A 12,445-nucleotide genomic window follows, 5' to 3' on the forward strand; every position below is an offset into this window, starting at 1 on the left:
AGTGCCAGAGCTGTTGGATAAGTTTGTCGAGATTATTTTTGGAAAGTCTGATTTGAACAAGCTAAGTGTGTCCTTCGACAAGCTCAGGATGAGGGAGGTCGGTTGATTGCAGGGCGCCAACTCTTGCAACTATTGCAACGTTAGCAAGTTGTCGCTGCAACCCAAAAAACTTCCCTCATGGTGAGCGTGTCGAACCACGCACACCAGCAAATGCAGCCAAAAGACAAACACTGCCATCAAGACAGATCGCGACGGGTCATCTCGCGGGCAATGCGGTTACTCCCCCTTGTGGGGTCTGAAGGACGGAAGAGACAAGTGACTCGCCCCGGGGCGCGAAGCGTCAGGGAGGGGAATTTTATGAATCAAACATGCCACCCAACTGACACCCTCCTGACAGAAGGTTGTCAGGAGCCCTGCGTTATAAATGTGCGCGAAACGGGCGGGAGGCGCGGACATGGACGGATCAGCACAGATCAATGGCAGTGCGACGGATTTTGATTTCCTCATTGGAAACTGGAACATTCGCAATTTGCGGCTGAAGGAGCGCTTTGCCGGATGCCATATATGGGATGAGTTTCACGCCACATCGACCGTGCGCAAGCTTTTGAACGATACTGCCAATCTTGAAGAAATGGACATGCCGAGCCAAGGTTTTTCCGGCATCACGCTGCGCCTGTTTAACCCGCGCGATGGATCATGGTCGCTCCATTGGGCCGACAGCCGCAGCAACTTCCTGTTTCCGCCGGTCATCGGCCATTTTGACGATGGCAAAGGCGTGTTTTACGGCAATGATACGGATAATGGCACGCCGGTGCGCGTGCGCTTTCACTGGACGCCCTCGCCCAAAGCTCCGCTCTGGGAGCAAGCCTTTTCCAAGGATGGCGGCGAGACATGGGAAACCAACTGGGTGATGAAATTTACGCGCATGCCCGCATAGGCTTCGCCCTCAAATCAAAAGACCCCACCATGGCATCCAGGCACGACAAGCCGAAAAGTAATGGGCCAGCGGCTGAAGATGAGGGAAAAGGTGGAGGCATTTTTCTTGCCTCCGACTTCCCCACCCTCACCCTGAACTTGGCAAGGATTGAGCCTGCCAAACGGCAGGCCGTGCACTGCCATCAAGCAGATTAGCGGCGGGTCATCTCGCGGGCGATGCGGGTGAAATCCGCCTGTTTGATACCGATATCGGCACGGTCTGCCGCGCTCATGCTGTTCAGCAAAGCCAGTGCATTGCGATAATCCGCATCATTGCGGCGACGCCCACGTGTGGCAAAATCAAAGATAAAACTCATGGCCTGATCCTATGGCACTGTTTGGTTGACCATAGGATATGCGGAGATGGCCGGATTGTGCAGTGCAATATTGGAATGGCAGGTATGCTGCACCTTATCGCCCATCACTCTAAATCTTATAAAAAACCAATTAAGACCATAAATGCTGGAACTATCAGTAAAATAATAATAAAATACCCATATACATCGAAGAAGTACTTTATCTTATGCGATATAATAAATGACTTTTGTGATTTATATTTGGGAAATTCATCTATATTTTCTGATATAAAATGATCAATATCAATGCGATCATGATTATATGGATACTTATCAATTATCCGATCGTATTCTTTTGAAAATTCCTTGATATCGACACGCGCACCTGCACCCTCGGCCATAATGTGGACTTCAGCATCGTGGTAGACTATGCTTATCTCGCGTGCGCAAGAATGCATCGCTATAGCCCTCAGCGCAAAGTTTCGGCCACCCTCAATTAAGCTAAAACATATTATCACTATAGATATGAATACAGATAACGCATTTAGTAACTTATACTGTTCTACATTATAAATGTGTAGATCAATCATTCCAATAATTGTTATAAGAATTACATATGCAGAGCCTATCGAGATAGCGTACGATATCCAGACGTTCTTCTTCTCAAGCCGATGATGGCAGGCAAAGCGCGCGCCCCTAGTAGACCACATACGTGCAATTTCAGGATAATCGGCCCAGTTGATCATTTTACCCTCTCCCAAATAGCTTGTAGTGACAGCCTGAGCGCCCTGTCATTTTCCTTGGCAATTCTTTTACTAACCAACAATTGTAGCAACCGCTTTAGTTTAGGATCTGTCGTATGAGATGCAATCCATACCACACCTATCCAGTCCTTCAACCTAAACGGCGCTGATGAGCTAAATGCATAGCTGAGGAACCCTTTCGTGAAACTGCTATTCACACATATTCTCTTTATAAACTGCACGACATCAACTGATGAATGGTGCGGTATTTTTCTCAACTCTTGTATGATTTTTCTGAAATTTACACTGTTATACTGACTCAATAAAGTTATGTATGTAGCTATGCAATGCATATCCTTTTCTCTCTTATAAATTGAATGTATTTTATTTAACTGCAATAATGTAAGCTTAAATTTAGAAATGTACTTAATAGCAGCAATCTTAACGTTATATGAATTATCTTTTTCTAATATACTAAAACATCTCTCGAAAATCTTGTCGCTTTTTCTCGACATATATCGAAAGGCTTCAAGTATCGCACACTCGTGGAATTCATAAATATTCAATTCGCTATCCAAATACGAATATATTGACGTGACGTCGTACGTAAAATCCGGAAATCTTCGGCAACTTCTAATAAATATATCCGAATACCTAGGGTCAGCATTCCTCGTTATCGTATAGTTTAAATTAGGTATATAAGCGGTAGACCCGTATAACAGAAGTGAATTCATCCACATACGTGTTGCACGCTCGAAAAGCCCATCTCTTTGGATAAATCTCTTGTCAATTGCCTGATTCTCGGGCGCGTAAGTACTTCTACCTATTCTTTGTAAACGTTTAATCGCGAGCGAACGATCATTCCCAAAGTTGCGGTACCGAGCTCTAACCTCTATTATTTGATCAATTCGGTCGTCAAACAGGAGCTTCCTGATGTCTACTTGAGACAATACTTTCGTTTTTGCAGTCTGAACACTTAAATGCAACCTTCGCAACGCTGACTCTAACAGCAATATTGATCTGCTTGCATCAACTTTATTCTTACAAAAGACGCGTATATCATCCATATACCTAAGATATATCGTATCATTTAATTCGCCATATTCACTAAGCTTATGATCTACCGGTGAAAGAAATATATTTCCCAGAAAGCTGCTTATACCTGATCCTTGTGGAATTCCCCGACGAGGGCGATGCCCATTTGGAGCAGCCACTGTCCACGAGCATAAGCTATCGATCAAGAAGTTTATTAGCCGAGCCTCATTTGGATGAACCTCGACCATTTGATCTTTTAGGATATCCAAATTTATATTTTCAAAGTAGGCAGCAATGTCTGTTACCGCTAGAAAATGATATCCCTTATGATAGGCCTCTTTAGACTTCTCATCAAACTCTCGCCAATTATACTGCCAAGACGTGAAGGGCGATATTGTTTGGCTTATGAATGTACCCTTAAGGAAAGGAATAGTTATTTCATCCATTTCTTCGAATAGGTTCTCTGGGTCAAATTGTGACTTCAAGCGATAGCTAAGGACTCCACTTAACAGAGTTTTATCAATTTTTGGCGCAAGCAATGAGATTGCGGACCACAGCGAAACGCGATCTCTTATCGATAAGATTGATCCCGGACGGGTGCCGTGGGGGCCTTTAGGAATAGAAATCAAAGCACTTGATGAAAATCTATACTGATCCAGCTGAAGGGAGCGACTAATCTCACCTATATGACTCTGCAAGTTTGCAGCAAAGCATTCTAATCCAAAGTCATCTAGATAAAAGTCTTTCAGCACGTCTGAACGCGTCAAGTGCCAACCTGCATATAGCGTTCTAGGGCGAAGCAAATTGTCAAATAGTTGATTAGCGGGCGCCAAATTATTGCATTACTCCAACTTACTATTGGAACTGTGCTTGAAAATCCCTGATTAAAAACTAACGGCAGACTTTTTCAAACGCTTAGAGCATAAATAGCTAACTATCCCCCCCATTCCTCCTGCTCCACCGTCAGGGGTTTAATACCCGGCGTGGCAGGTTCGGGGCGTTGCGGGTCGATGACGACCGGCGTGGGGGCTGGGCGTGGCGTGGTGCAGGCTGTGGCGGTGCACAGTACAAGCGTGCCGAAAAGAAAGCCGCAGAGAAGGCGCAAGGGCCTTTGGCCGAGGACAATAGCGCGAGGGAAGCGCGGATAGCGGCTCGCCGCTATCCGGTTTTGTCTGGTTTGTGATCCCGGCAATGCGGTTCCACCATCCGGCACAATATTAGTTATCGCTCATCTTCAGCGCCTGAATGAAGGCTTCCTGCGGAATTTCGACCTTGCCGAACTGGCGCATGCGCTTTTTGCCTTCCTTCTGCTTTTCCAGAAGCTTGCGCTTGCGCGAGACGTCGCCGCCATAGCACTTTGCCGTCACATCCTTGCGCAGGGCCGAGATGGTTTCGCGCGCGATCACCGTGCCACCAATGGCCGCCTGGATCGGGATTTTGAACATGTGCTTGGGGATGAGGTCCTTGAGCTTTTCGCAAAGATCACGGCCTCGCTTTTCGGCAGCGCCGCGATGCACCATCATCGACAGAGCATCCACAGGCTCGCCATTGACCAGCACTGACATCTTGACCAGATTGCCCTCGCGGTAATCCGACAGATGATAATCAAACGAGGCATAGCCTTGGCTGATCGATTTCAGGCGGTCATAGAAATCGAACACAACTTCATTGAGTGGCAGGTCATAGGTGACCATGGCGCGCTTGCCGACATAGTTGAGATCGATCTGGATGCCACGGCGGTCCTGACACAATTTGAGGATCGAGCCGAGATAATCATCCGGCGTGAGGATGGTTGCCCTGATCCACGGTTCCTCGATGGTGGCGATCTTCATCACGTCCGGCATATCGGCTGGATTGTGCAGCTCGATCTGCTTGCCGTCGGTCATGTTGAGCTTGTAGACAACGCTCGGCGCGGTGGCGATGAGATCAAGATTGAACTCGCGCTCCAGCCGCTCCTGAATGATTTCCAGATGCAGGAGCCCAAGGAAGCCGCAGCGGAAGCCGAAGCCCAGAGCGGCGGAGCTTTCCATCTCAAACGAGAACGACGCATCATTGAGCCGCAGGCGGCCCATGGCAGCGCGCAAATCTTCAAAATCCGCGGCATCGACGGGGAAAAGGCCGCAGAACACCACAGGCTGCGCAGGCTTGAAGCCGGGCAGGATGGAATCTGTCGGGCGCTTGTCCTCGGTGATGGTATCGCCAACGCGCGTATCGGCCACTTCCTTGATCGAAGCGGTGATGAAGCCGAACTCGCCGGGTCCAAGCTCATCCATGGCAACCATTTTCGGCGTGAACACGCCGGTGCGCTCAACCGGATATTTCGCGCCGGTGCCCATCATGCGGATGGTCTGGCCCTTTTTGAGCACGCCATCAATGATACGCACAAGCACGATGACGCCGAGATAGGAGTCATACCAACTGTCAACCAGCATGGCCTTCAGCGGCTTGGTGCGATCTCCTTCGCGCGGGGGCGGCAGCTGCTTGACGATGGCTTCCAGTACATCAGGAATGCCAAGGCCGGTCTTGGCCGAAATCAGCACAGCCTCGCTGGCATCAATGCCGATGACATCTTCCACCTGCTCGCGGATACGCTCCGGCTCGGCGGCGGGAAGATCGACCTTGTTCAACACCACGACGATTTCGTGGTTATTGTCGATGGCCTGATAGACATTGGCCAGCGTCTGCGCCTCAACGCCCTGCGAGGCATCGACCACCAGCAGCGAGCCTTCGCAGGCCGAGAGCGAGCGCGACACTTCATAGGCAAAGTCGACATGGCCGGGCGTGTCGATCAAATTGAGGACATAGGTCTCGCCATCATTGGCCTTGTAGTGCAGCCGGACGGTCTGCGCCTTGATGGTGATGCCGCGCTCGCGCTCGATATCCATCGAGTCGAGCACCTGCTCCTTCATGTCGCGCAGTTCCAGCCCGCCCGTCGATTGGATCAGGCGGTCAGCAAGGGTGGATTTGCCATGGTCGATATGGGCGACGATGGAGAAATTACGGATGTGATCTAGTGGAGTGCTCATGCGCGCCACATAGAGCATTTTCAGGCGATTTGGAAGGGCGAGCGTAGCGGCAGGCAATATTCGCTGCGAATAGTTTTACCCGGGTATATTGACGGCAGAGTTTTATCCGGGTAAATCCAGGGCGACGTTTGAGCAATGGATGATGATTATGAACAGTGTGAGCGCCTTTCAGGGCAACAGGAAAATCGCAAGTGGAACGCCAGCGGAGGTGGCTCTGACGCTGAAGCGTCTGGACGATAATGGCGAGGCGGTTCTTGTTTTCGATGATGCAACAGGCAGGCAGATTGAATTTGATCTGCGCGGCACCGATGCGGAGATATTGGCGCGGCTGGACAATAGTGAACCGCGCAAGCCGGGCCGCCCGAAACTTGGCGTTACGGCACGCGAGGTAACGCTCCTGCCGCGCCATTGGGACTGGCTCGCAGCGCAACCGGGCGGCGCCTCCGTTACGTTACGCAAGCTTGTGGAGGCGGCGCGGGCCGCAAATGGTGGGCGCGAGGCAAAGCGTCAGGCGCAGGAAAGCGCCGACCGCTTCATGTTGGCCATGGCCGGCAATCAGCCGCATTATGAAGAGGTCACCCGCGCGCTTTATGGCGGAAACTACCAGCGCTTCGCCGAACTGACGGAGGACTGGCCGCGGGATATCCGCGACCATGTACGCGCTCTGGCAGAACCAGCGTTTGATTGGCCGGACTGAACCAGCCTAATACGTTCGTTGAATAAGTGCCTTTTTGGCACGTTTATTGCTCTGTTATCGGCATCCACTTGGCGCGAGGCCCTCAGCCGACACGCCAGTGAATGCCGATTTTTATTTTAAGCGCGTGGCTGGAATATTTTAGCAGCCTAATAATAAGGATTACGTGTTTCATGAAGGATATTTTTCGAGAACGCATTATTCGATCATGCATAATTTCAGCGCTGTTTGCCGTTTTATCAGGCTGCAGCGAGAGTAACGATACAACTTCCGAAACTGCGTCGACCTTTCCAGCCAGCGTTGCGGAAAAGATCGTCGCATCTCCTGCCTTAGTAGATAGCTCGGACGAAGTAGTCGTGGGGATAGTAATGGCAGTTCCCGGCACGTCATCTGCTGTCCCGCCCGAGGCGAGTGTCGTGGTCCAAGACCCGCTCGTTATATTCGATGGTGGGAAGGTGACAACAACAGAACAGGAAATAGCGCCGTTAGCTGTGAAGGAGCGGGAAGAGGTTACACGCTTTGTCACAACCTCGCCCGATACGATTGAAAATCCGACATTCTGGTCTTCACCGGCCTATGAGTATGATCTCGGCAATCTTGTAGCATCCGTGAGCACTGACTCCAGCAGTTTCACATACGGGCAGATTCTGATCACCCCGATCAAGGGATGGATTCGCTATCCCATGAAGTCAGTCTCGCCGACGCCGCCAGGCCAATATCCCGTCATTGTCTTTCTACATGGACAGCACACCCCAGCAGATCCAAATTATCGGGGTTATGATTATCTGGCAGAGAATCTGGCCACTCACGGCTATATTGTACTCTCGATTGACGCTAACGCCATCAACGCTGATGGCGACCAATCCGGTCAGTCGCGGGCGCAACTGGTTTTAGGGACATTGGACCGGCTACGCCAGATTAACGAGCATGGTCAAGTTGACAAAAATGGCAATGCTGGCGCACTGAACAAACTCAAAGGAAAATTTGACTTTGAGCGCATTGGCATTATGGGCCACTCGCGAGGAGGACAAGGTGTTGCAAACACAATCAAATTCAACAAGAACCGTCGAGGTGCCAGCTATGCGGGACTGGCAGTAGCGCTTTCGGTCAATCCAACAAAATACATAACCGCATATCCGGACTTTGCCGATGTGTTTATACCAAAAACAGCTAAAACTGTTGTAAGTCTCGACGAAGAAAAATTCAGAGCAGCGATAGCCAAATACAATATTTTCTATGCAGAAGGTAGTGACACGGCTTCACCCTATGACTTCAGGGCAGCCTTTCTTCTCGCGCCTACAGATTTCGGCGGCAACAAGGATTTGAACGGCGTGCCGCTTGCTGTACTTCTACCCACCTGCGATGGCGACATGCTCAATCTGCAAGGAGCAATCTCCTATGATCACAACAGATTTGGCAATGGCAGCGATACGGCAACACGCTATCAAATAGCGGTTCAAGGCGCCAACCATAATTATTACAATACAACTTGGATCAATGACGATTTCTCCACTACCGCAGGACCTGGCCATTGCATGGCGAACCACACAGATACCATAAGGGTCAGCGATGAAGACCAACGACGCAACGGACTTTATCTTATTAATTCTTTCATGCGCTATCATGTGGGAGGAGAACAACAGTTTGCAAGCTGGTGGAACGGAATGGCCAAACTGCCAGAGGCTGCCTGCCCTGTAGGACGCGGCCCCTGTGACGAACGCGTTATCCTGACAATTCAGCGAAATGAGGGCCAACGCAAACTGATTCAGCACTTCGCATCGGCAGAAAGCCTTAGCATCAATTCGCTCGGCGGCCCGGTCACCTCTACCGGCTTCAACAACTTAGCCCGGTGTGACATGCCTGATGGAGCGCTGATCGCAGGCGATTGCTCACCTGCCCGCATAGCAGGTTTTGAATTCAATAGTTGGGGTGGTTCTGGCCTACGATCCATAGCAGAACATGCTGAACTTTCGTGGACCAAAGCTGGCGCAACAATTACAAATGATCTACTTGGCACTTCGGCAGCGCCCCACGATACTTTGAGCTTCCGCATAGCGGTCGTGCGCCCGATGGGGCAGGAGGTTTTGGTAACCCTGACTGATAATGTTGGTAAGGAAGCGACTATCGAAGCCAGCGATTTCAGTGGTGCGCTCTATAACGCACCAAAAACCAAGGCTGAAGGCCGGCCCATGATTGATGATCCCATCGACAAGCCCTATTCAACCGGGCAGGTTAAGATGCTTCTCAACATGGTGGCGATACCACTGAAAGCATTTGCTGGAATTGACTTAAACAATCTGAAAGAACTCAAGCTGACGTTTCCTAAAGACAGAGGCAAGGTTGCTCTTGCGGACATCCAGTTCCAGACATTGGGACGGGATCAGTTCGGTCCTCGAATGGTCGCTGTCCAAAATAAGAACAACAAAGCGCAATAGTAATATACGATAAGGCCCGGCTCTGAGCCATTTCAGAGCCGGGCCTTTCTCAATGATTGTGCTAATCAGACGCCGATCTTGCCACCACCCTTTTTGGTGATTGCGACGACGGACGGGCGGACGGGCATATCGTCCTTGAAGTCCGGCCAGCGGGTCGAAAGGTCTTCATAATAGGACGGACGGCCAAAACCTTCCCAATCTTCGCCGCCATCAGCGGGATGCTGAACGGCGACCATCATGGTTGCCATATCCGGCAACATGAGCGGACCGCACATTTCTGCGCCGATCGGCACGCGGAAGAAAAGTTTCGAGGTCGCACGGGCAGCACCTTCCGTATCAACCGCCCATAGACCATCGGTACGGCCCGTATCCTTCGGCGAGTTGCCATCCGTTGAAACCCACAGCCGTCCATCAGCATCGACAGAGCAATTGTCCGGCATGCCGAACCAGCCATTCTTTGTGGTTTCGGTGGAGAAAGATGCGCCGACATCGGCAATGGAAGGATCGCCGCACTTGAGCAATATTTCCCATTTGCCCTTTGTTGCGGCGAAATCGCCATCAGCCTCGGCAATTTCAACGATATGGCCGAACGCGTTCTTGGCACGTGGATTGACAGCGTCGATCTGATCGTCCTTGCGTTTGGTATTATTGGTCAGCATGACATAGACCTTGCCGTTGACACCATTCGGCTGGATGTCTTCCGGCCTGTCCATCTTGGTAGCGCCCAACAGATCGCCTGCACGACGGGTTTCAATCAAAACATCCGCTTGCGAGGCGAACCCGTTTTCGGCTGTCAAAGGACCGGTGCCATGCACTATCGGCAACCAGTTAACAGTTCCGTCGGCTTCAAACTTTGCGACGTAAAGCGTGCCTTCGTCCAGCAGGTCCAGATTAGCAGCGCGATCATCAGGATTGAACTTGCCGGTGGTTACAAACTTATAAACGTAGTCGAAACGCTCGTCATCGCCGAGATAAAACACGACTCGGCCATCTTTGGAAACGATCGACTCAGCGCCTTCATGCTTGAAGCGGCCCATGCTGGTGCGTTTCTTGGGGACAGATACCGGATCGTTCACGTCGACTTCGACAATCCATCCGAACCTGTTGGCTTCATTGGGGTCTTTCGAGACATCGAAGCGATCATGGAATTTGCCCCATTCATAACTGCCCTCCGGAAGGCCGAGGCGTTTGTAGTTTGCCGCTTCCTTGCTGTCGGCAGCCAGTTCGCCCGTGAAATAGCCATGAATATTTTCTTCGGCCATCACATAGGTGCCCCAGGGCGTGACGCCTCCAGCACAATTATTAATTGTCCCGAAGACTTTTCTGCCGGAGGAATCTGCATTGGTTTTTACACGGTCATGACCGGCAACAGGACCGGACAATTGCATCTCGGTATTGGCGGTGATGCGGCGATTCAGCTTACCGTCCTTGACGACCTGCCATTTACCACCGGTCTTCTTGATCTCGACAATAGTGCCTCCATGGGCAGCCATCTCGATATCAACACGCTTCTTGTCGGCAGGAGCGACTTCGATCTTGCCCTCAGCAACCTTAACGATGCCTGGGAACATGAGATGTTCATTCGTGTATTCATGGTTGACGACCAGAAGACCATGCTCAGACGAGCCATCTATCGGAATATAACCGACATAATCATTATTGTAGCCAAACTGCTTCGCCTGAGATTCCGGAGTCTGATTACGCGGATCAAACTCTGGAGAATCCACGAAAATTCCATCGCCCCAGCGTAAAAGCACATCCGCATCATATCCGGCTGCAACATGGTGTTTTTCATCAATACCGGCTTCTACTTCCTCAAAACTGAAAGCAGATTTGGTTTCAGCGCGAGCATCATCAGCCAGCATCAGCGCCATCGGGCTGACGGTGGCTGCAATAGCGGAAACCGCGAGTGATCCTTTCAGAAAGCCACGGCGGGAGAATCTAGCTGCAATGAGCTCGCCCATTGTAGGATTGTCGGTCGGATTGTGGCCAGGACCATCATTCTCTTCGAGCTGGCTGGTTCTGAAAACGGGAGTTTGATCATTCATGGCGTGACCTCTGGCTGTCTGGCTGGGTTGCGGATTAGAACCGTTCCAGAATGGCTAGAAGTTCAGCGTAACAAACTGATGACAAGAGTTCAGCTTTTATAGCGGTAGCTACCAACGATTAAAGTCAGAAACCTATTAAGACGCAATCAGCTTACTGAAAGAGTCGAGGTCCACATTGCCTCCTGAAAGGACGACCGCCACCGTCTTGCCCTTGATATCGACTTCGCCAGAAGCCAGCGCAGCAAGACCAACAGAACCGCCGGGCTCAACCACCAGTTTCAAATGGCTTGCTGCCTCGCGCATGGCTTTGCGCACGGCGATATCGGAAACAGCGATGCCGCCGGCCAGATTTTGCCTGTTGATTGGAAATGTGAGATCGCCGGGTTGAGCAGTAAGAATTGCATCGCAGATTGAGCGATATCCCGTCTCATTGCTGCGAATTTCACCAGCGACCAATGAACGGCGCAAATCGTCAAAGTTTTCCGGTTCGACGCCCCAAATGCGCGTTTGCGGAGAGCGCGCTTTTACTGCAATCGAGACGCCACTGATGAGACCACCGCCGCCGCTGGGCACAAATACATCATCCAGCGTGATACCGCGTTCTTTGGCTTCATCAGCAATTTCAAGCCCGATCGTGCCCTGACCCGCAATAATGGATGGGTCATCGTAAGGCGGCACCAAAACCATGCCACGCTCTTCAATGAAGGGGGCGGCAATCACATCCCGACTCTCGGTGTAACGGTCAAAAAACACAACCTCCGCCCCGTAGGAGCGGGTATTATCAACCTTAACCTGTGGCGCATCGCTGGGCATGATGATGACTGCCTTGATGCCGAATATGCGGGCAGAACTTGCGACGCCTTGTGCGTGATTGCCTGAAGAGAATGCAACGATCCCGCGCTCTTTCTCTTCCGGCGTAAATTGACTGATACGGTTATAGGCACCGCGAAACTTGAATGAGCCGGTCCGTTGCAGGCATTCTGGCTTGAAGAAAATACGCGCATTGTAGCGGTCGTTGAGACTTTCCGATTCCATCAGCCGTGTCGGCACAAGCTGCCCGGACAATCTCTTTGCGGCAGCTTCGATATCGGCAATTCCGGCGGCGAAATTCTGATGATCCATGAGCCCTCTCCTGTCAGCTATCCAGTCGATAGCATTCTATAATGCAGCAGGCATCCAAATCATTGTCATCA

General features: G+C 50.9%; 10 protein-coding genes. 4 read left to right on the top strand and 6 right to left on the bottom strand.

All coding sequences use genetic code 11. The features are described 5' to 3' along the window. The first annotated feature begins 454 nt into the window (after positions 1–454). The gene (locus ACTJI9_RS10140; protein ID WP_115054756.1) at positions 455–937 is read left to right on the top strand and encodes a hypothetical protein; all 483 of its coding nucleotides are present in this window, start codon (positions 455–457) and stop codon (positions 935–937) included. A 190-nt stretch (positions 938–1,127) separates the two neighbouring features. On the opposite strand, the gene ACTJI9_RS10145 is transcribed toward ACTJI9_RS10140, so the two are convergent. The 3 genes from ACTJI9_RS10145 to ACTJI9_RS10155 form a co-directional block, all read right to left on the bottom strand. Beyond that, entirely contained in the window at positions 1,128–1,292 is a 165-nt protein-coding gene (locus ACTJI9_RS10145) for a hypothetical protein (protein WP_307282110.1), read from the bottom strand. Positions 1,293–1,408: 116 nt separating this feature from the next. Next, positions 1,409–2,017, bottom strand: coding sequence for an SLATT domain-containing protein (locus ACTJI9_RS10150; protein ID WP_440807737.1), 609 nt, complete (start codon positions 2,015–2,017; stop codon positions 1,409–1,411). After that, positions 2,014–3,816, bottom strand: a complete 1,803-nt coding sequence (locus ACTJI9_RS10155; protein ID WP_440807739.1) for a reverse transcriptase domain-containing protein — start codon at positions 3,814–3,816, stop codon at positions 2,014–2,016. Before ACTJI9_RS10155 ends, ACTJI9_RS10150 begins: the two co-directional genes overlap by 4 nt. Before the next feature lie 233 nt (positions 3,817–4,049). Between ACTJI9_RS10155 and ACTJI9_RS10160 the strand changes: the two genes are divergently transcribed. Next, positions 4,050–4,232 carry a hypothetical protein gene (locus ACTJI9_RS10160; RefSeq protein WP_440807742.1) on the top strand — a complete coding sequence of 61 codons (183 nt, stop codon included), beginning with the start codon at positions 4,050–4,052 and terminating at the stop codon, positions 4,230–4,232. Positions 4,233–4,266: 34 nt separating this feature from the next. Here the strand turns inward: ACTJI9_RS10160 and lepA are convergent, their stop codons facing one another. Next, positions 4,267–6,075: a translation elongation factor 4 gene (lepA, locus tag ACTJI9_RS10165; RefSeq protein ID WP_307282096.1), complete on the bottom strand. Its 1,809-nt coding sequence runs from the start codon at positions 6,073–6,075 to the stop codon at positions 4,267–4,269. 148 nt (positions 6,076–6,223) lie between these two features. Here lepA and ACTJI9_RS10170 point away from each other — a divergent pair, with 148 nt between their 5' ends. Both ACTJI9_RS10170 and ACTJI9_RS10175 read left to right on the top strand, forming a co-directional pair. Further along, positions 6,224–6,772 carry a DUF2239 family protein gene (locus ACTJI9_RS10170; RefSeq protein ID WP_440807744.1) on the top strand — a complete coding sequence of 183 codons (549 nt, stop codon included), beginning with the start codon at positions 6,224–6,226 and terminating at the stop codon, positions 6,770–6,772. A 365-nt stretch (positions 6,773–7,137) separates the two neighbouring features. Next, positions 7,138–9,204, top strand: coding sequence for an alpha/beta hydrolase family protein (locus tag ACTJI9_RS10175; RefSeq protein ID WP_440807746.1), 2,067 nt, complete (start codon positions 7,138–7,140; stop codon positions 9,202–9,204). Positions 9,205–9,269: 65 nt separating this feature from the next. Here ACTJI9_RS10175 and ACTJI9_RS10180 read toward each other — a convergent pair whose 3' ends face one another. After that, a complete protein-coding gene (locus ACTJI9_RS10180; RefSeq protein ID WP_337354026.1) occupies positions 9,270–11,252 on the bottom strand; it encodes a PhoX family protein in 1,983 nt (660 codons plus the stop codon). Between the two features lie 135 nt (positions 11,253–11,387). Beyond that, a complete protein-coding gene (locus ACTJI9_RS10185) occupies positions 11,388–12,374 on the bottom strand; it encodes a threonine ammonia-lyase (RefSeq protein ID WP_307282083.1) in 987 nt (328 codons plus the stop codon). Positions 12,375–12,445 lie beyond the last annotated feature (71 nt).

Source organism: Phyllobacterium sp. 22552 (assembly GCF_052044585.1).
GTDB lineage: Bacteria > Pseudomonadota > Alphaproteobacteria > Rhizobiales > Rhizobiaceae > Phyllobacterium > Phyllobacterium ifriqiyense.